Consider the following 18,823-nt stretch of genomic DNA (forward strand, 5'->3'; position numbering starts at 1 on the left):
GAATCTGTATTGCTCACAAATCTTATCTCCCCCTCCAGCGAGAGGGAGATAAAGCATTACTGTCAGGTGGCGCTACGGTGACCCGACTTAACGGTCCGTAGCGCTGCCTGGCTTGCTTTTAATTATTCGACAGAGACGTTTTCGAAGTGATGTTTGCCTAATGGATCAACCACATAGCCTTTCACTTCTTTACGCACTGGTTCATACACGGTGGAGTGAGCAACAATCAGAGCCGGGGCCTGATCGTGCATAACAACCTGAGCTTGCTTGTACAGTTCAATACGTTTGTTGTGATCGTCGGTCGCACGCGCCGGCTGGATTAGATCTTCAAACGGCTTGTAGCACCAGCGAGAGTAGTTGGAACCGTCTTTCGCTGCCGCACAGCTGAACAGGGTGGCGAAGAAGTTGTCCGGATCCCCGTTGTCACCGGTCCAACCCATCATCACCGCCTGATGCTCACCCGCTTTGGCGCGTTTCAGATATTCGCCCCACTCGTAGGTCACAATCTTGGCCTGAACGCCAATTTTCGCCCAGTCAGCCTGAACCATTTCCGCCATACGGCGGGCGTTCGGGTTGTAAGGACGCTGTACCGGCATGGCCCAAAGCTCAACGGTGAAGCCTTTATCCTGACCCGCTTCCTTCAGCAGCGCTTTAGCCTTTTCAGGATCGTAGGTGTAGTCTTTAACGTCGTCGTTATAGCCCCACATGGTCGGTGGGATCAGGTTTTTCGCGGCAACGCCAGCGCCCTGATATACCGCTTTAATGATGGCTTCTTTGTTCACCGCGTAGGTCAGCGCCTGACGGACTTTCACGTCATCAAACGGTTTCTTCTCGGTGTTGAAAGAAAGGTAACCAACGTTCAGACCGGCCTGCTCCATCAGGTTAATGTTTTTATCCTGCTTCATGCGCGCGATATCTGCCGGGTTCGGGTACGGCATCACCTGGCACTCGTTCTTCTGCAGTTTGGCGTAACGCACGGAAGCGTCAGGCGTAATGGAGAAGACCAGACGGTCAATCTGTGGCTTGGTACCCCAGTAACCTTCGAATGCTTTATACAGAATACGGGAGTCTTTCTGGTACTGCTGCAGCTGGAACGGACCGGTCCCAATTGGGTTCAGATCCACTTTCTCCGGGGAGCCGGCTTTCAGCATGTTGTCTGCATATTCTTTGGAAAGAATAGAAGCGAAGTCCATCGCCAGGTCAGCCAGGAAAGGCGCTTCCGGGCGAGTCAGCACGAACTGAACGGTTTTATCGTCCACTTTTTTCACTTCGGAGATCAGATCTGGCAGACCCATCCCTTCGAAGTATTCATAGCTACCGCCAGAGACTTTGTGGTACGGGTTCTGGGCATTTTTCTGACGATCGAAAGAGAACACCACGTCATCGGCGTTTAAATCGCGCGTCGGTTTGAAATCTTTGTTGTCCTGCCACTTCACGCCCTGGCGCAGGTGGAAGGTATAGGTTTTACCGTCTTCGCTGATTTCCCACTTCTCAGCAAGGCCCGGGATCACTTCAGTTGTACCGGTTTTGAACTCGACCAGGCGGTTATAGATCGGCACGGAGCTGGCATCATAGGTCGTGCCAGAGGTGAAAAGCTGTGGGTTAAAGCCTTCAGGAGATCCTTCTGAACAATAAACCAGAGTTTTAGCCTGTACGCTTGCGGCGCAGGTCATAGCCACCAGGCTCAGACCAAGCTTCAGCATCCCTGACTTCTTCAAGGAAATACTCATTCTTCTGCTCCAAATGTGATGTTTGTTGTTTTACCCTTTGCAGTGGGTTTGCACCGCCTGGCCTTTTTTGTTTTTACCCGGCCGGGTCGGCGTTAAGAGGATAGGGATTCCGTTCACATAAGCGACTGAGTTGCAGTGCGGATTCTCCATGAAATGCCCCTCATGCCCTACAATCTGTCAACAGAATGTGAAAACGTCAATACAGGTAACCGTGATTTACACCAACGGTGAGAATTCGCAAACAAAGATTAAAAAAAGTGCAGAAGGACATTTTCAGCAGGGAAATTTGTGCTACGCGCACTATGCCAGAATAAACATCTTCATATTTCGCAACATTTGGTGATTAACATTTATGCAAATTATTAAAACTTTCTAAATTAATGCTGCATATCTGAGCGATTAATGCCATGAACGCTAAAGCGCACAGCGGAAAATGCCAGGTTCAGCCATAAGTAGCGCAAAAAAAGTTTCAAGCAAATATAAAAAAAGGCAATGGAATATGTCACAGAATCGTTAACAGTCAGTGGGAAGTGGTGCACAATTTTTGTAGATAAAAGGAAGGTCAATTTTGGTCGGTGAGAGAGGATTACTCGCCACTAATGCAAAAAACCCTGCTCGTTGAGCAGGGTTTTGAATTTGGTCGGTGATAGAGGATTCGAACCTCCGACCCCTTCGTCCCGAACGAAGTGCGCTACCAGGCTGCGCCAATCACCGAATGCGGGGCGCATCTTACTGCTCAGCCGCGCCCCCGTCAATCCCTTAGTATCAAAATGCCATTTGATCGGCGAGAAAGTCAGCAGCCCAATTACTGAGCCGTAACCTTCTTCGCGTCCGGGATACGGCACCAGTTGTTATTCTCGTTAATACCGCCATTTGGCGAGGTATAACCGAGGCAACCCAAGATAGTGTCGTACAGTTCCACATGACGACGCGGCACCTTCATATCAGCTTCTTGCTTCAGGTGTGCAAACGCCTTCGCATGGTCTGGGTCTTCCAGATATTTATCTGACATCCACACCAGCATAGGAACGCGGAACTGCTCTGGCGGAGCCATTTTACGCGGCGTACCGTGCAGGTGCTCACGCTCGTTAATCGACTCACCGTGATCGGCGGCGTAGAACACTATCGCTTTCTTATCCCGCAGTTGATCAAACACTTTGGTAATAAAGTGATCAACATAGGTTACCGAGTTATCAAAAGAGTTAATCATCTCGGCTTTCGAGCAACCGCTATCCACATTGACACACTCCGGCTTCCACTGCGCATAGTCGCGGGTGTAGCGCTGCGTGTAGTTAAAATGCGAACCTTTGGTATGCAGAATAATCAGACGTTTGCCATCATCGTCATTCGGTTGCAGAGACTGCTGCATTTCGGTAATCAACAGCATATCGTCAACGTTCTTGCCACGGTTACGCGGCTCTGCGCCAATCTGCTCTCGGTAAGCGATGTTCTCCGCCATGGTATTGCTGTAGAACCACATCTCGCTTTGCATCGCGTAGAGATCTGTCTTGAACCCTAACTGACCGAGCACGGAAAAGACATTTTGTTCTTTCAGGGTACGCTGCGGGTTTTCTTCCGCCCCACCTTCACGCACAAACATACAGCGCAGCGAAAGCTTGGTCGCCGTGTCACAGGAATATCCACGGAACGCGGCCAGGTTTTTCTCCTGGGCGAGCCTTGGCGTGGTATTTCGCTCATAGCCAAAAATCCCCATATGGTCCCAGCGGGTGGTTTCGCCGATAATAAAGACCACATAGGTGTCGTCGAGGTTCTTAGGCTCAACATAGGTAAATTTCTTCGCCGGGTTCATCAGCGATTTGTTGTCTGAGGATTCATCCACCTGTGCCCAGGCGTACAAACCCAGCGCAGAGAGCCAGTTTGACGGCAAGTAAGAGTTCGCCACAACCCCGCCATAGCTGGGTAAATCGATACCAGTTTCTCGCTCCACGCTTCTCTGTTGCATGCTCAGCAGGCGAATGGGTACCCATACCATCAGGCCAGCTAACAAAACCACCGCTACGCTACGCCACCTCATGCCCGGCGTACGAATTTGTCTCATCAACGTGTAGCGGCAGCGGTTACTCCAAATCAGCACCAAGGGAATAATACTGACCGAAACCAGCCACACGATGAAATGCCAGCCGACGACTTCTTTGGATAAATCAATATCCGTGGTCATTACGGAGGCGATAATACCGTAACCAATTACCACGTTCAGGAAGGTCATATAATAACTGGCGCCGGCAGAACACAGCACCAAACAGGTTGCCAGGACACGCCAGGCGCGGCGGCCAAACAAAGAGAGAAGTCGTAGTAAAAAGAAGGTCACCAGCACAGTGCCGGCCAATTCAACAACCGCGGAAAGTCCTTTCCAGACGGTAAAATCGTGCGCATATCCGCTAAAACGACGGAAAAATACAGCACAGTTCATAAACAAACCGATATAGATTGCCAGCAAGAAACTGAGTTTCTGCTGCGTCATCGACTTAATGTATCTCATGCAAACAAACCCTGGAAATCGGGATAAAAAACCCTGAGCAGCGATCAATCAGACCTGACAGAGGAAAAATGCGACAACAGCAGAGGTGAAATGTCTACGGGCGCGGGTAAGTAGACCACAGGAGGGAGCAAAAGTGCTTATAGAGAATGAAAATGGCGCATAAATTTTTGTAAATATATGCGCCAGGTATTAATCATACTACTAATAGATTTAGGCGTGCGCCTCGGTATAGACGCTACGTTGTGGCTGACGAATAGTGGTAGAAAGCGCCAGCGAAATGATTAACAGCGCAAAGATGACGCAGAAGGTCACATAGAACCCGCCAAACAGCGAGGCGATAATGGAACCGCAAATGCTACCGATACCGAAGCCCAGGTAAATAACACCGTAGTTTTTAGCCAGGTTATTCAGACCGAAGAACTCGCTGACCAGTGACGGGAATACGGTGATGGTGCCGCCAAAGTTAAATGCGACACAGGCAATAGCCATAAAGAAGGTTACGTCATTCAGCGGCGCGAACAACAGTGCAGCCATACCGACCAGCGAAACGACCTGACCAATGGTGATCACGCGAATACGGGAGATTTTATCGGACAGAATCCCCAGCACCAGACGACCCGACAGGTTCGCGATAGAAATGACGGTAACCGCATTCGCCGCCGTCGCCACATCCATATGCGCCAGGCTTTGTGCGATATCTTTCGCCACGCCAATGACGTACAGACCGCTCATACACGCTGTCAGGAACATGACTGCCAGCATCCAGTACTGCGGTTTGCGCATGGATTGCGCCAGGGTGTAGTCGTTCTCAACTACGCCATTCTTCGCTTTCACTTCCTGATTCGGCGCATCTTTCATCAGCGTGGAGCCAAAGACGATCATCACCAGTACGATTGCGCCCCAAATCATGAAGGTTTTTTCCAGGCCCACGGTGCTCAGCAGTTGGCTGTCGATAAATTTAAAACCGAGGCTGCCAAGGCCATAAGAACCGATGGCAAAGGCGGAAATCAGCCCTTTACGCTCAGGGAACCATTTTACGCAGTTGGAAAGCGTTAACAGGTAACCTGCACCATCCGCCAGACCAACCAGCACACCGGCGCTCAGCCACAGCATAATCAGGCTGTTGGAATGGGCGGTTAAGAAGAAACCGACGCCGAGTAAAATACCGGAGGCCATGGTGACGCGTTTCACGCCAAAACGTTCCTGCAGCTTGCCGGCAACGGAAGAGGAAATCGCCAGCCCGAGGCTCAGCAGGCCAAAGGAAAATGCCACCTGACTTACCGGCGCATCGAGCTTAGAAGAGAGCGCGCCATTAAACAGGCTCCAGGTATAAACAGAACCTAAAGCAAATTGGGTAATAATCGTGCCGATCAGTGTTAGCCAGCGAGTACGCTGATAATCAGAAGTTTTCATGGCAGTCTTCCTGCATAAGCAAAATGGGAAATTCTCTGCCAACAACCATACCGAAGCGCTTTTATGGCCAGGAGAAAACGGCATGAAATGCCGCCAGGACGGAATGAAATGCCTGGAATGCGGAATGAATGACGAGACAAAAAGTCGGGTTACTGAATTTTATCGTAAGAGTTAGTACACGCTATCGCTGAGGGGCGTGTGATTGTTGATCTTAATATGTAACAGAGATGTTTAGCTGATGATTTTTTGCGTTAAAATTTAGCACTCACTCCCATGGTGTACATATAGTCGCTGTTATTGGCGCTATTTTCCGCCTGCGAAAGCGCCGCGTAAGCCGCCATGTGCCGGTTCAACAGCATATCTGCGCCAACGGTAACATCCAGCCAGTTACCGTCTTGACCCGCCGCCGTCATGCGACTGAGGCCCGACTGCGCTTTCCAGATATTCTCGCCAAACTGCTGGTTATAGCTGATTTGCGCCCACGGTCGCACATCACCGAACTGAGAATTGACTCGCCAGCCTAACGTGCTGACGCTGGCATGCCACAGCGGATCGTTCTGCGTTACCGACGTCACGCTATCGCCAAATTCGTTGTAAGTAGACGTAGTCGAACCGTCATAATGCAGCGCAGCCACCGGACCGGTCATCACCTGCCTTGAAAGCGGAAAGTTCCAGCCCATACTCATGCCGCTGGTCGCATCCATAGGCGTTTCATCCGCCAGATTCACCACGGGACCCGCCACGTTTTGAGTGGAGCGAATACGTTCTTCCAGAATGTCGTTATAACGTGGTTGGTGATCGCTGTCCCATGTATAACGTTCAGCCGTATGCCCTGACATCGCATCAACGATATATTCTTGTTGCCAGCCATATGCTGTATTGATGAACAGCGCACAAACTACGACGCTCGCCAGAGTTAACCTTTGGCGACCACTACTGTTTCTTATAATCATCAACGCGACTCCAGAAAAGAGCCGAATTCGGCGATATTATTGTCATTGTGTGAAGGATATCGGGCCCATCAGGCCCTGTATTAAATATTGTCTTTTTAGCTGGCGCGTCAAGGCGGGCCGAATGAAATTTTTACGCCAGTAAAAACAGCGAGGAAGAATATGCAGCGTTGCGGATGGGTCAGTCAGGACCCACTTTACATTGCCTACCACGACAAGGAATGGGGTGTCCCCGAAACAGATGGCAACAAGCTGTTCGAAATGATCTGTCTGGAAGGCCAACAGGCCGGTTTATCGTGGATCACCGTGCTAAAGAAACGGGAAAATTATCGCCACGCCTTCCACCATTTTGACCCGGAAAAAGTGGCGGCCATGACCGAAGAAGATGTGGAAAGACTGGTACTGGATGCCGGCATTATTCGCCATCGAGGAAAAATTCAGGCCATTATCGGCAACGCTCGCGCCTTTCTGACCATGGCGCAAAACGGAGAATCGTTTAGCGAGTTCGTCTGGTCGTTTGTTGATAACCAACCGCAACTGACCCGCGCCGCCAACCTGAGCGATATCCCCACCTCTACACCTGCGTCAGATGCACTGTCTAAAGCGTTAAAAAAACGCGGATTTAAGTTTGTCGGCACCACCATCTGTTACTCCTTTATGCAGGCATGCGGCCTGGTCAATGACCATGTCACCAGCTGTATCTGTTACCCGGGAGAACAACATGATTCGTGAATCAAAGGCTGACGATCTACCGTCGATTCTGGCGCTGTGGATGGAAAGCACGATCCATGCCCATCCGTTTATCGAAGAACGCTACTGGCGCGAAAGTGAATCCATCGTGCGGGATGTTTATCTGCCAGCCGCACAAACCTGGGTATGGGAAGAAGAAGGGGTGCTCAAAGGCTTTGCCAGCGTCATTGACGACCGCTTTCTCGGCGCGCTGTTCGTCGCGCCTGCCGCCATCAGAAGCGGGATCGGCAAAGCGCTGGTGCAGCATGTACAGCAGCGCTTTTCGTTACTCAGCCTCGAGGTCTACCAGAAGAATCAATCAGCGGTGAACTTCTACCATGCGCTGGGTTTTCGCATTGAAGATGGCGCATGGCAGGAAGAGACTCACCATCCTACGTGGATTATGGGCTGGCAGGCGGATCAAACGCCGTAAGCGTCAACGTTGGTCCGCTGTATTTTTCGAGCCACGCCAGCGCAGTGTTGCCCGCACAGCCATTCCCCAGCTTCGAGCTGGGGAGATCTTTGGTCAGCACGTTGACGGCGCCATTTTTACAAATACCGTTGGCAGCGAGATCCAAATCAGGCCAGGCGCCCTCATGAATACAGATGACACCGGATTTAATTCCCGTCGTCACGACCGCTCCCGCCAGAACGTGCCCACGCTGGTTCCACACCCTGACCGTGTCGCCATCCGCAATACCGCGCGCTTTGGCATCCTGCGGATGAATCGTGACGGGCTCACGATCCGCTACCGCATACTGTTCGCGCAACGCGCTGTAATTTAGCTGACTGTGCAAACGGTGCGCCGGATGGGCGGAAAGCAGCTGTAACTGGCCCGGCTCGGCGTTACCGAACCACTCATCCGGCTCCAGCCACATCGGATGCCCCGCACAGTCCGCGTAACCGTAACCGGCAATCCTCGCGGAGTAGATTTCAATTTTACCGCTGTCCGTTTTCAGCGGATGCGCCTGTGGGTTGCGGCGAAAATCCGCGAAACGGATAAACTCCGCGCTGGCGGCGTTTTCTGGCATTTCGATCAGCGCATTCCGCTGCCAAAACTCGGTGAATGGCGGCAACGTCACCTGCTGGCTAGCCCCACGCTGCCCGGCAATGTTGTAAAAAGTCTCCAGCCATTCCAGCTCGCTTTTGCCTTCGGTAAATCGCTCATATCCGCCCTTCTCCCAGCGTTCACTCAGCTCGGCAAAGACATCAAAATCATTTCGCGCTTCAGCCTGCGGCGATACAACCTGCTTCATCGGCACCAGATGCTGGTTGCTGTAATCGCCGGTCATGGTCAAATCATTACGCTCAAAGGACGTCGTCGCCGGCAGCACGATATCGGCATGCTTCGCTGCGGCTGTCCAGAAACACTCCGAGATAACCACCAGCTCCGGTTTTTGCCAGGCGCGGATCAGGCGGTTGGTGTCCTGATGATGGGTGAAGTTAGCGCCGCCCGCCCACCACAGCATACGGATGTCCGGGAAATGGCGGTCCATACCGTTGTGCTGATAAAAACCACCCGGGTTCTCCAGCGCTTCAACAATTCGCGCCACCGGGATTTTATCTACCGCGTCGGTACCGTTTTTAACGCTGCCCTGCATTGAAGCCAGCACCGCAGCACGGCGCGTTGGGTTGCCGCCGTTGGCAAAATGGTACGACAGCCCAAAGCCGCCGCCAGGCGTCCCGATTTGCCCGAGCATGGCGGCCAGCGTGACAATCATCCAGTGTTTCTGCTCGCCATACTGCTGGCGTTGCATACCCCATCCCGCCATCAGCATGGTGGTATTTTTGTGAAATATCGCCGCAAGTTCACGTATTTTCGTCGCCGGAACGCCACAAATTTCAGCGGCCCATTCTGCCGTTTTTGCAACATCGTCAGATTTGCCCAGCAGATAGTCAGCAAAACGGTCATATCCGGTCGTACACCGGGCGAGAAAGTCCGCGTCGTGCCAGCCGTTTTCCACCAGCGTATGCGCGATACCCAGCATCAGCGCCACGTCGGTCCCCATATGCGGAGCGATCCATTCCATCTTCTCGCCAAAGAAATCGACGCTTTCCGATCGCATCGGATCGATACAGATCAACCGCTTCCCGCTGCCACGCAGTGCCTCAAAGTAAGCGAGGCCCTGCTCGTCGGAGGCGTTCCAGGCAATTTTCAGGGTATTCAGCGGATTGGCGCTCCATAACACCACCACTTCGCTGTTCTCCAGCACCACCGGCCAACTGGTCTGCTGCTGGTAAACTTCGTTACCGCCCACCACGTACGGCATGATGGCCTGCGCAGCGCCTGTCGAGTAATCCCCCAGATGCCCGGTATAACCGCCCGCCAGCGCCATATAACGCTGTAACAGGGTTGCGGCTTTGTGTAACACGCCGTTGGAACGCCAGCCGTAGGAACCGGCAAAAATCGAGGCCGGGCCGTAGCTGTCACGGATGCGTTTATGCTGCGTATGGATAAGATTCAGCGCGTCGTCCCAACTGACACGAACAAATTCATCCTGCCCGCGCACCCCCTGCGGATTCTCCGGCGAGGCGAGAAAGCCTTTACGCACCATGGGAAAACGTACCCGCGTTTTACTGTGTACCTGGTCGCGCACCACGGTTTGCAAAGAGTTGGGATGGGCGGTGGGCAGCGCGCCGCGAGAGGAGAAAACCGTCTCGCCATCGGTTTCGACGAGAATAGGTCCCCAGTGGGCGGCGGTTAACACCGAGTAATGTGCGGGTGAATTAGCCAAGATGGCGCTCCTGAATGCGATGTGACGGCTTATTTATTATGCCGTTCAATGTTACTTACAAATTTCAGAGTGTTCCCTGGAATTTTCTTCATGTTCACACGTCATAATCAACCGCCACGGTCGCTGTGGCAAAGAAGAAAAAGTCATTAAGGAATTAAGATGAAGAAACGTGTTTTTGTTATTGCTGCCATCGTGAGCGGCGCCCTGGCGGTTTCTGGCTGCACAACAAACCCTTACACCGGAGAACGCGAAGCGGGTAAATCCGGCATTGGCGCGGGTATTGGCGCACTCTCTTCTTCGAAGAAAGATCGCGGCAAAGGCGCGCTGATTGGTGCGGCGGCTGGCGCGGCCGTTGGCGGCGGTGTCGGCTATTACATGGACGTGCAGGAAGCAAAACTGCGCGACAAAATGCAGGGAACGGGCGTCAGCGTGACGCGCAGTGGCGATAACATCATCCTGAATATGCCAAATAACGTCACCTTCGACAGCAACAGCAGCAATCTGAAACCTGCGGGTGCCAACACCCTGACCGGCGTGGCAATGGTACTGAAAGAGTACAATAAAACCGCCGTCAACGTGCTCGGCTTCACCGACAGCACCGGCAGTCAGGATCTGAATATGCGCCTGTCGCAGCAGCGCGCGGACTCCGTGGCCAGCGCCTTAATCACTCAAGGCGTCGCCGCTAACCGTATCCGCACTCAGGGTATGGGCCCGGCAAACCCGATCGCCAGTAACAGCACGGCGGAAGGTAAAGCACAAAACCGCCGCGTAGAGATCACCTTAAGCCCGCTCCAGTAACGTTTTGTGCCGGATAATGGCAGCGTCTTATCCGGCATGAAGCACTTGCCATCGTTGATTTTCGCGTTAAGGTGTTGTCACCAAATTTAGGGAAATCAGCGATGAGCAAATCAACACGGGCAACCATCAGCGATGTGGCGAAAGCCGCAAAAACCGGCAAGACCAGCATTTCACGCTACCTCAACGGTGAAAAGCACCTGCTTTCCGACGCGCTACTGGCCCGCATTGAACAAGCCATTGCCGATCTCGACTACCGTCCCAGCCTGATGGCAAGAGGCCTGAAACACGGTCGTACCCGTCTGATTGGTCTGATCATCGCCGATATTACTAATCCCTACTCCGTCAACGTGTTAAGCGGGATTGAAGCCGCCTGTCGCGATAAGGGCTTTACCCCGCTGGTGTGTAACACCAACAACGAAGTGGATCAGGAGCTGCATTATCTCGACCTGCTGCGCAGCTACCAGGTCGAAGGGATTGTGGTCAACGCCGTTGGAATGCGCGAAGAGGGGCTGAACCGCCTGCAACAGTCTGCGCTACCGATGGTACTGATTGACCGTAAAATCCCCGATTTTGCCTGTGATATGGTCGGGCTGGATAACACCCAGGCGGCAACGGTTGCCACTGAACATCTGGTCGAGCAAGGTTTCGAAGCCATCCTGTTCCTCAGCGAACCGCTGGGCATGGTGAATACCCGCCGCGAACGCCTGAGCGCTTTTCGCGTTACGCTCGCACAGTACCCCGGCGTTATCGCGCAAAATGCCGAAGTCCCGCTAACGGACAATACGCAACTGGATGACACGCTGCGCCAGTTTCACCAGCAGCATCGGGGGATGCGCAAAGCCGTTATCTCTGCCAACGGCGCTCTCACACTGCAGGTTGCCCGCGCCCTGAAGCGCATTGGCCTTAACTGGGGCAGCGATATCGGCCTGCTCGGTTTTGACGAACTGGAATGGGCGGAGCTGGCGGGCGTCGGTATCACCACGTTGAAACAACCCACATGGCAGATTGGCTACACCGCCGTTGAGCAGGTTGTACGCCGAATTGATGGCGGTTCTGCTGCCATTCAGGAACAGGTATTCTCCGGCGAGCTGATCGTGCGCGGCTCAACCGCCCGTTAAATTTCCTTCGTGATGGTGATCATAAATTCGACATCATGAGCTTTTCTTTGGAACCGGTTCCATCTAGCGTTATAACAAGAATGCTAGTCTGGAGTTTCCATGAAAAGAAAAATTATGGTGGTTACCGCCGCCTACGGCTACGACCAGGTGCGGGCCGCAGGCGGGCAAACGGCAATGTTGCCCATCATTGCCGAAGCCGGTGCTGACGGCGTCGAAATCCGCCGCGAGTTATTAACCGACGCCGAGCTGAAAACGCTGTCCACAATGGCCTCTGCAATCGAACTCTTCGGCCTGCTGGCCTGTTATTCAGCGCCTGAACCGTTATTCCTTGAGGATGGGAACCTGAATCCCCGACTTCCGCAGCTCCTCGAAGAAGCGCAGGCCCTACAGGCGCTGTGGTTAAAAGTCTCTCTCGGTCATTTTTCCCATACCGAACAGTTCGACGATTTACGTGAATGGCTGGACAACAGCGGCATGGAGCTGGTTGTGGAAAACGATCAGACCGCCTGCGGACGCCTGCAGCCGATGCAACGCTTTAATGAAGCCTGTCAGACGCAAAACCTGCCGATATCTCTGACTTTCGATATGGGCAACTGGCTGTGGGTTGGCGACTCCCCGGAACAGGCCGCGCAGAACCTGGCGCCAACCGTCGGATATATCCATGTCAAAGCCGCAGTTACGCATCGCGATAGCTACCGTGCCGTACCGCCTGATGAAGCAGATTCACGCTGGCTGGCGCTGTTAAAAACGCTGCCCAACGATGTTCCGCGCGGTATTGAGTTCCCCCTGGAAGGGCAGGATTTGACGGCGGTTACCCGCCACTACGTCGAGCTGTTACGCGAGGAGTAACACATGAAAAATTCACTGGATGCGGTCACTATTGGTGAAGCGATGGCGATGTTTGTCGCCACGCAAACCGGCGAACTGACGGATGTAGAGCAGTTTATCAAGCGCGTTGCAGGCGCTGAACTCAACGTGGCGACCGGTCTTGCTCGTCTGGGCCTGAAGGTCGGCTGGGTGAGCCGCGTAGGCAACGACAGTTTTGGTCGTTTTATCATTAAGTCGCTGGAAAAAGAAGGGATAGATGCGCAGGGAGTTACCCAGGACGGGCGTTACGCTACCGGCTTTCAGCTTAAATCTAAGGTCGAAAATGGAACCGATCCCATTGTGGAGTATTTCCGCAAAGGTTCCGCCGCCAGCCACCTCAGCGTTGAGGATTATCACGAGGACTATTTCGCCAGCGCGCGCCACTTGCACCTGAGCGGCGTGGCGGCAGCGCTTTCTGCCAGCTCCTATGAACTACTGGCGCACACCGCCCGCACGCTGAAAGCCCAGGGGAAGACCATCTCGTTCGACCCAAATTTGCGTCCGGTGCTGTGGAAAAGCGAAGCCGAGATGGTGGAAAAACTGAACCGGCTGGCATTCCAGGCTGACTGGGTTTTACCTGGATTAAAAGAGGGGATGATTTTAACCGGCCAACAGACGCCTGAAGCCATCGCCGACTTTTATCTGCGCCACGGGGTGAAGGCCGTGATCATCAAAACCGGGGCTGATGGTGCCTGGTACAAAACAGCCAGCGGTGAACAGGGTTGCGTTGCACCGGTAAAAGTCGACAACGTGGTCGATACGGTCGGCGCAGGCGATGGCTTTGCCGTGGGCGTTATCAGTGCCCTGCTGGAAGGCCGTTCGCTGCATCAGGCGGTGACCCGCGGCAATAAAATCGGCGCACTGGCCATTCAGGTTCAGGGCGACAGCGAAGGATTACCCACACGTGAACAATTAGGGGAATAAACTCCCGGCCAACTCTGTCTCTGTACCCTACATACAGAGGCGGCGTATCAGCATAACCAGAGGGCAGTCTATGAATAGCTCAACTAATGCAGCAAAACGCTGGTGGTACATTATGCCAATCGTGTTTATCACGTATAGCCTGGCGTACCTTGACCGTGCGAACTTCAGCTTCGCCTCCGCCGCCGGTATCAACGAGGACCTCGGCATTACCAAAGGGATCTCTTCCCTGCTGGGCGCTCTGTTTTTCCTCGGCTATTTCTTCTTTCAGATCCCAGGCGCAATTTACGCAGAACGGCGCAGCGTACGAAAACTGATTTTTGTCTGTCTGATCCTCTGGGGCGCATGCGCGTCGTTAACCGGTATGGTCAGCAATATTCCAATGCTTGCCGCCATCCGCTTTATTCTTGGCGTCGTTGAAGCCGCGGTGATGCCCGCAATGCTGATTTATATCAGCAACTGGTTTACGAAATCCGAGCGCTCGCGCGCTAACACTTTCCTGATCCTCGGTAACCCGGTTACCGTCCTGTGGATGTCTGTGGTTTCCGGTTATCTGATCCAGGCGCTGGGCTGGCGGGAAATGTTTATCATCGAGGGCTTCCCGGCCATCATCTGGGCGTTCTGCTGGTGGGTATTGGTAAAAGACAAACCGTCTCAGGTCGGCTGGCTGTCAGAATCTGAAAAAGCCGCCCTTCAGGCGCAACTGGAAAAAGAGCAGCAAGGCATCAAAGCCGTGCGTAACTATAGCGAGGCCTTCCGCTCACGTAACGTCATCCTGCTGTGCATGCAGTATTTCGCCTGGAGTATTGGCGTCTATGGTTTTGTCCTGTGGCTACCGTCGATTATCCGCAACGGCGGCGCAAATCTGGGCATGGTAGAGGTTGGCTGGCTGTCATCCGTACCTTATCTGGCGGCGACGGCGGCGATGATCCTCGTCTCCTGGGCCTCCGATAAGCTGCAAAACCGTAAACTGTTTGTCTGGCCGCTATTATTGATAGCCGCTTTCGCTTTTATCGGCTCCTGGGCCGTGGGTGCAGACCACTTCTGGATTTCTTACACGCTGTTAGTTATTGCGGGTGCGGCAATGTACGCCCCATATGGCCCCTTCTTCGCCATCATCCCGGAAATGCTGCCGCGCAACGTCGCCGGGGGTGCAATGGCGCTGATTAACAGCATGGGCGCGCTAGGCTCATTCTTTGGTTCATGGTTTGTCGGCTACCTCAATGGCGCAACCGGCAGCCCATCCGCCTCGTACATTTTTATGGGGGTAGCGCTTTTTGTCTCAGTATGGCTAACTTTAATTGTTAAGCCTGCTAATAATCAGCAATTACCTATTGGCGCACGCCACGCTTAAATTTTAACTTACGGAGATTCGCATGAAGCCGGCCATTATTCTCTATAAAGCGTTACCTGACGATTTACTGCATCGCCTGGAAGAGCATTTTACTGTGACTCATGTGCCTAACCTGCGCCCGGAAACGGTCGCACAGCACGCCGAGGCTTTTGCCAACGCGGAAGGTATGCTGGGTTCCAGTGAAGCCGTCAATACCGCCCTACTGGAGAAAATGCCCAGGCTACGTGCGACATCCACGATTTCCGTAGGCTATGACAACTTCGACGTCGATGCCCTCAACGCGCGCAAGGTGCTGTTGATGCACACGCCAACCGTGCTGACGGAAACTGTCGCCGATACGGTAATGGCGCTGGTGTTAAGCACCGCTCGCCGCGTGGTAGAAGTTGCTGAACGGGTGAAAATTGGCGAGTGGACCAAAAGTATCGGGCCGGACTGGTTTGGTACGGATGTACACCACAAAACGCTGGGGATTGTCGGCATGGGCCGTATCGGTCTGGCGCTGGCGCAACGCGCGCATTTTGGTTTTAGCATGCCGATTCTTTATAACGCGCGCCGTCATCACCAGGAGGCGGAAGAACGCTTCAACGCGCGTTACTGCGACCTCGATACGCTGTTGCAGGAGTCCGATTTTGTCTGCCTGATCCTGCCGTTAACCGCAGAAACGCATCATCTGTTTAGTACCGAACAGTTTGCCAAAATGAAGTCCTCCGCCATTTTCATTAACGCCGGGCGTGGGCCAGTGGTCGATGAAAAAGCGCTGATTACCGCCCTGCAAAGCGGGGAAATTCATGCCGCAGGCCTGGATGTGTTTGAGCAGGAGCCATTACCGGCAGACTCACCGTTATTGGCGCTGCCAAACGTGGTAGCCGTACCGCACATAGGTTCAGCGACGCATGAAACGCGCTATAACATGGCGGCCTGTGCGGTGGATAACTTAATCGATGCGCTGCAAGGACGCGTTGAGAAGAATTGCGTGAACCCGCAGGTCGCGCCATAAACAAAAGGCCGGGTAGCGCTTACGCTTACCCGGCCTTTTATGTATTACATCGCCTTCATTACTGAGCGGCATTCACCGCAGCAGTCCAGGCCTGATTAAATGCCTGATGCTGAGAGGCCAACGGGCCAATCAGCGTGTTGTACTGACTTGCCTGCTGTGAAGTTGGGAACTGGATACCGTTAGCGACAAAGCTCACCTGCGTATCCTGCTGTGCCACAAAATCACCGACCTGCACTAACTGCTGCGTGAAGATTTGCGCGGCAGGGATCAGCGGCTGTAGCGCCTCTGAAGGTACAGTGACGACTTTATTGTAGACCTGGTCAAAGACCGGCTTCAGATCCTCGCCCTGCTTCAGCGCGCCATGCGCAGCATCTGCCTGCAGTTTCGCATTCTGCAACTGTTGCCCTAACACGCCCAGCGCACCATTTGCCTGACGCAGCGGTTCGCGCTGAGTCACATAATCCTGAGGAACACGAATCGCATTTACGCTATCAACCACCGGGCGCAGACCGGAGTCCATTGCCTGATTAACCTGCTGCGAATAGCCATACAGAATCGCGTAATCGGACACAAACGGGCCAAACTGTTTTTTCTGATCGGCGGTCAGCGTTGGTAAACGCTCTCCGCTACGCATTGCAGTATTCTGCAGAAAATCGATAAACGCTTTGCGTTGATCGCCTTCTTTATCAAAACACCCACTCAGGCCAACTACCATTAAGAGCGCCAAAACAGGCGCAAACCAGCGAGAGCAGGACTTACCTGTCGCCATTTTAATACTCCTTTCACCCAAAAATGCGCACAACGACACCCGCGTGCCTGACGTTGACAAGGATAGTCCAGGTCAGCCCCGCAAGATACCCTTTCCGCGTAATCTTGTGGGGGAAAATAACCGCTCCCGCCACCCATCGTTTTGCTAAACAATGCGCCATTTACCACACGACGTCATATTTTAGTCATCTTTACAATTGGGATCGATCGTTCGCAGATCCCGACCTTTATCAGTTCGTTAGCCTGCAAAAGATTGTCGACTACGATCCGCTGAAACGAATCCATCACACAAACCTAAAATCCGGCTTCATTTTTTCCGACTACTCTTAATGAGCTTCGATGAAATTCACGATCCCGCTGTGTGATTTGTAGGAGTTCTCAATGGAATACAAAGATCCTATGTTTGAACTGCTGAGCAGTCTGGAGCAGATTGTTTTTAAAGATGTATCGCAGACGGTTACTCTGACGCAAAAAACCAACCCTTTCACCGAATTTGAACAGCTACGACGAGGGACAGGTTTAAAAACAGATGATTTTGCCCGGGTGATGGGCGTGACGGTCGCGACGATTCATGAATGGGAGTCTAAACGCGTAAAGCCTTCCAATACCGAATTGAAGTTAATGCGCCTGATTCAGGCAGACCCAAGATTAAGTAAGCAACTGATGGATTGAACTATTTTTCAATTTTACTTATGAACGGCCCTGTAAAAGGGCCGTTCCCTTAAGGGGGTTATCCACAAAAAAGAAAATAGTAGTTGCATCCACATGCGTAAAATGAGTTAATGCCCTCAACGGTTTGACGTACAGACCATTACAGCAGTTAGTAAGGCAAGTCCCTTCAAGAGTTATCGTTGATACCCTTCGTAGTGAGCATTTCCTTTACTGTTAAAAAATCTGTAAAGCACGCCATATCGCCGAAAGGCACACTTATTTTTTAAAAGGTAATACACTATGTCCGGTAAAATGACTGGTATCGTAAAATGGTTCAACGCTGACAAAGGTTTCGGCTTCATCACTCCTGACGATGGCTCTAAAGACGTGTTCGTACACTTCTCTGCTATCCAGAACGATGGCTACAAATCTCTGGACGAAGGTCAGAAAGTTTCCTTCACCATCGAAAGCGGCGCTAAAGGCCCGGCAGCTGGCAACGTAACCAGCCTGTAAGCTTAAAAAGCTCAAAATTCTGAATCCCTGCCAAACGGCGGGGATTTTTTTTATCTGTACTTCGCAAGACTCCCCGCCCAAACGCTTCTTTGCATTACTTTACCCGTCCTCCCTTTGACCTTTCCCTAAGGGCAAGCTTTATAGTGAGCCAGTCTGTATTCCACAATATTCACAAGGAATTGAAGTTATGTCGAAATCCTCACTGCTGCTGGTTTTAGGTTTGCTCACAACCGGTAGCGCGTTCGCAGCAACTCCGGAAGCTGCTTTTCTGGCGGAACACGGGCTCAGCGGTAAATCCGTCGAGCAAATCGTCGAGACCATTGACCAGTCGCCACAGAACCGCCCGCTGCCGTACTCAGCATCTATCACCAGTACCGAACTGAAGCTCTCTTCGGGCGATCAGATTTATACCCTACCGCTCGGTGACAAGTTCTATCTGTCATTTGCCCCCTATGAATGGCAAACACATCCTTGCTTCAACCACAGCCTTTCTGGCTGCCAGGGCGAAATGCCGGAGAAGGCATTCAATGTCAAAGTGACGGATAACAAGGGTGAGGTGGTGGTACAAAAAGTGATGAAGAGTGGTCGAAATGGCTTTGTCGGGGTATGGCTACCGCGCAATATGGCAGGCACAATCGCGGTAAGTTACAACGGTAAAACGGCGGAGTATCCCATCAAGACGATGGAAGACAGCCAGACCTGTCTGACAAAATTACAGCTGCGCTAACTACATACAAAAAAGCCGGATGGCACAATGCTTATCCGGCTTTTTCTAAGTC

At 52.7% G+C, this 18,823-nt stretch carries 17 protein-coding genes and 1 tRNA gene; 11 read left to right on the forward strand and 7 right to left on the reverse strand.

Translation table 11 applies throughout. The features are described 5' to 3' along the window. Positions 1-122: 122 nt before the first annotated feature. The 5 genes from dppA to OGV75_RS22920 all read right to left on the reverse strand — a co-directional run bounded on the left by dppA (position 123) and on the right by OGV75_RS22920 (position 6,596). Positions 123-1,730 carry a dipeptide ABC transporter periplasmic-binding protein DppA gene (gene dppA / locus OGV75_RS22900; protein WP_016154904.1) on the reverse strand — a complete coding sequence of 536 codons (1,608 nt, stop codon included), beginning with the start codon at positions 1,728-1,730 and terminating at the stop codon, positions 123-125. Positions 1,731-2,367: 637 nt separating this feature from the next. Further along, a tRNA-Pro gene (locus OGV75_RS22905) sits at positions 2,368-2,444 on the reverse strand. A 91-nt stretch (positions 2,445-2,535) separates the two neighbouring features. After that, positions 2,536-4,230, reverse strand: a complete 1,695-nt coding sequence (gene eptB, locus OGV75_RS22910; RefSeq protein ID WP_047358204.1) for a kdo(2)-lipid A phosphoethanolamine 7''-transferase — start codon at positions 4,228-4,230, stop codon at positions 2,536-2,538. 210 nt (positions 4,231-4,440) lie between these two features. Further along, a complete protein-coding gene (locus OGV75_RS22915) occupies positions 4,441-5,643 on the reverse strand; it encodes an L-lactate MFS transporter (RefSeq protein WP_016154906.1) in 1,203 nt (400 codons plus the stop codon). A gap of 251 nt (positions 5,644-5,894) precedes the next feature. Then, positions 5,895-6,596, reverse strand: coding sequence for an autotransporter outer membrane beta-barrel domain-containing protein (locus tag OGV75_RS22920; RefSeq protein WP_016157717.1), 702 nt, complete (start codon positions 6,594-6,596; stop codon positions 5,895-5,897). A 159-nt stretch (positions 6,597-6,755) separates the two neighbouring features. On the opposite strand from OGV75_RS22920, the gene tag reads away from it, so the two are divergent. Together tag and OGV75_RS22930 are read left to right on the forward strand one after the other, a co-directional pair. Then, positions 6,756-7,325: a DNA-3-methyladenine glycosylase I gene (tag, locus tag OGV75_RS22925; RefSeq protein WP_047358205.1), complete on the forward strand. Its 570-nt coding sequence runs from the start codon at positions 6,756-6,758 to the stop codon at positions 7,323-7,325. Beyond that, positions 7,315-7,755: an N-acetyltransferase gene (locus tag OGV75_RS22930; protein ID WP_016157718.1), complete on the forward strand. Its 441-nt coding sequence runs from the start codon at positions 7,315-7,317 to the stop codon at positions 7,753-7,755. Before tag ends, OGV75_RS22930 begins: the two co-directional genes overlap by 11 nt. Here the strand turns inward: OGV75_RS22930 and OGV75_RS22935 are convergent. Next, positions 7,724-10,057: a molybdopterin guanine dinucleotide-containing S/N-oxide reductase gene (locus OGV75_RS22935; RefSeq protein WP_286481302.1), complete on the reverse strand. Its 2,334-nt coding sequence runs from the start codon at positions 10,055-10,057 to the stop codon at positions 7,724-7,726. The two genes, OGV75_RS22930 and OGV75_RS22935, sit on opposite strands and share 32 nt — an antisense overlap. A gap of 159 nt (positions 10,058-10,216) precedes the next feature. Here OGV75_RS22935 and OGV75_RS22940 point away from each other — a divergent pair, with 159 nt between their 5' ends. The 6 genes from OGV75_RS22940 to ghrB all read left to right on the forward strand — a co-directional run bounded on the left by OGV75_RS22940 (position 10,217) and on the right by ghrB (position 16,112). After that, on the forward strand, positions 10,217-10,855 hold the full coding sequence (locus OGV75_RS22940; protein ID WP_047501340.1) for an OmpA family lipoprotein: 639 nt from the start codon (positions 10,217-10,219) through the stop codon (positions 10,853-10,855). A 101-nt stretch (positions 10,856-10,956) separates the two neighbouring features. Then, complete coding sequence (locus OGV75_RS22945) at positions 10,957-11,973, forward strand: LacI family DNA-binding transcriptional regulator (RefSeq protein WP_047415862.1); 1,017 nt, start codon at positions 10,957-10,959, stop codon at positions 11,971-11,973. Positions 11,974-12,072: 99 nt separating this feature from the next. Next, complete coding sequence (locus OGV75_RS22950) at positions 12,073-12,822, forward strand: sugar phosphate isomerase/epimerase family protein (RefSeq protein WP_016154912.1); 750 nt, start codon at positions 12,073-12,075, stop codon at positions 12,820-12,822. A gap of 3 nt (positions 12,823-12,825) precedes the next feature. After that, entirely contained in the window at positions 12,826-13,764 is a 939-nt protein-coding gene (locus tag OGV75_RS22955) for a sugar kinase (protein WP_016154913.1), read from the forward strand. Positions 13,765-13,834: 70 nt separating this feature from the next. Continuing rightward, the gene (locus OGV75_RS22960; RefSeq protein ID WP_003827389.1) at positions 13,835-15,115 is read left to right on the forward strand and encodes an MFS transporter; all 1,281 of its coding nucleotides are present in this window, start codon (positions 13,835-13,837) and stop codon (positions 15,113-15,115) included. 22 nt (positions 15,116-15,137) lie between these two features. Further along, positions 15,138-16,112: a glyoxylate/hydroxypyruvate reductase GhrB gene (gene ghrB, locus OGV75_RS22965; protein ID WP_286481304.1), complete on the forward strand. Its 975-nt coding sequence runs from the start codon at positions 15,138-15,140 to the stop codon at positions 16,110-16,112. Between the two features lie 58 nt (positions 16,113-16,170). Here the strand turns inward: ghrB and OGV75_RS22970 are convergent, their stop codons facing one another. Beyond that, positions 16,171-16,881 carry a DUF3053 domain-containing protein gene (locus tag OGV75_RS22970; RefSeq protein WP_016154915.1) on the reverse strand — a complete coding sequence of 237 codons (711 nt, stop codon included), beginning with the start codon at positions 16,879-16,881 and terminating at the stop codon, positions 16,171-16,173. A 380-nt stretch (positions 16,882-17,261) separates the two neighbouring features. Here OGV75_RS22970 and OGV75_RS22975 point away from each other — a divergent pair, with 380 nt between their 5' ends. From OGV75_RS22975 to cueP, 3 genes are all read left to right on the forward strand, one after another. Next, a complete protein-coding gene (locus OGV75_RS22975; RefSeq protein WP_016154916.1) occupies positions 17,262-17,552 on the forward strand; it encodes an HTH-type transcriptional regulator in 291 nt (96 codons plus the stop codon). Positions 17,553-17,831: 279 nt separating this feature from the next. After that, positions 17,832-18,044: a transcription antiterminator/RNA stability regulator CspE gene (gene cspE, locus OGV75_RS22980; RefSeq protein WP_000014594.1), complete on the forward strand. Its 213-nt coding sequence runs from the start codon at positions 17,832-17,834 to the stop codon at positions 18,042-18,044. 187 nt (positions 18,045-18,231) lie between these two features. Next, entirely contained in the window at positions 18,232-18,771 is a 540-nt protein-coding gene (gene cueP / locus OGV75_RS22985) for a copper-binding periplasmic metallochaperone CueP (RefSeq protein WP_046275781.1), read from the forward strand. Positions 18,772-18,823 lie beyond the last annotated feature (52 nt).

The sequence above is a fragment of the Citrobacter sp. Cb028 genome, from assembly GCF_030336705.1.
Taxonomy (GTDB): Bacteria; Pseudomonadota; Gammaproteobacteria; order Enterobacterales; family Enterobacteriaceae; genus Citrobacter; species Citrobacter braakii.

Coding starts and splice junctions, on each gene's coding strand:
- OGV75_RS22945 (WP_047415862.1), top strand. CDS start 10,957: ATGAGCAAATCAACACGGGCAACCATCAGCGATGTGGCGAAAGCCGCA.
- OGV75_RS22930 (WP_016157718.1), top strand. CDS start 7,315: ATGATTCGTGAATCAAAGGCTGACGATCTACCGTCGATTCTGGCGCTG.
- OGV75_RS22975 (WP_016154916.1), top strand. CDS start 17,262: ATGGAATACAAAGATCCTATGTTTGAACTGCTGAGCAGTCTGGAGCAG.
- dppA (WP_016154904.1), bottom strand. CDS start 1,730: ATGAGTATTTCCTTGAAGAAGTCAGGGATGCTGAAGCTTGGTCTGAGC.
- OGV75_RS22970 (WP_016154915.1), bottom strand. CDS start 16,881: ATGGCGACAGGTAAGTCCTGCTCTCGCTGGTTTGCGCCTGTTTTGGCG.
- OGV75_RS22955 (WP_016154913.1), top strand. CDS start 12,826: ATGAAAAATTCACTGGATGCGGTCACTATTGGTGAAGCGATGGCGATG.
- OGV75_RS22950 (WP_016154912.1), top strand. CDS start 12,073: ATGAAAAGAAAAATTATGGTGGTTACCGCCGCCTACGGCTACGACCAG.
- OGV75_RS22915 (WP_016154906.1), bottom strand. CDS start 5,643: ATGAAAACTTCTGATTATCAGCGTACTCGCTGGCTAACACTGATCGGC.
- ghrB (WP_286481304.1), top strand. CDS start 15,138: ATGAAGCCGGCCATTATTCTCTATAAAGCGTTACCTGACGATTTACTG.
- OGV75_RS22940 (WP_047501340.1), top strand. CDS start 10,217: ATGAAGAAACGTGTTTTTGTTATTGCTGCCATCGTGAGCGGCGCCCTG.
- OGV75_RS22960 (WP_003827389.1), top strand. CDS start 13,835: ATGAATAGCTCAACTAATGCAGCAAAACGCTGGTGGTACATTATGCCA.
- OGV75_RS22920 (WP_016157717.1), bottom strand. CDS start 6,596: ATGATTATAAGAAACAGTAGTGGTCGCCAAAGGTTAACTCTGGCGAGC.
- cspE (WP_000014594.1), top strand. CDS start 17,832: ATGTCCGGTAAAATGACTGGTATCGTAAAATGGTTCAACGCTGACAAA.
- eptB (WP_047358204.1), bottom strand. CDS start 4,230: ATGAGATACATTAAGTCGATGACGCAGCAGAAACTCAGTTTCTTGCTG.
- tag (WP_047358205.1), top strand. CDS start 6,756: ATGCAGCGTTGCGGATGGGTCAGTCAGGACCCACTTTACATTGCCTAC.
- cueP (WP_046275781.1), top strand. CDS start 18,232: ATGTCGAAATCCTCACTGCTGCTGGTTTTAGGTTTGCTCACAACCGGT.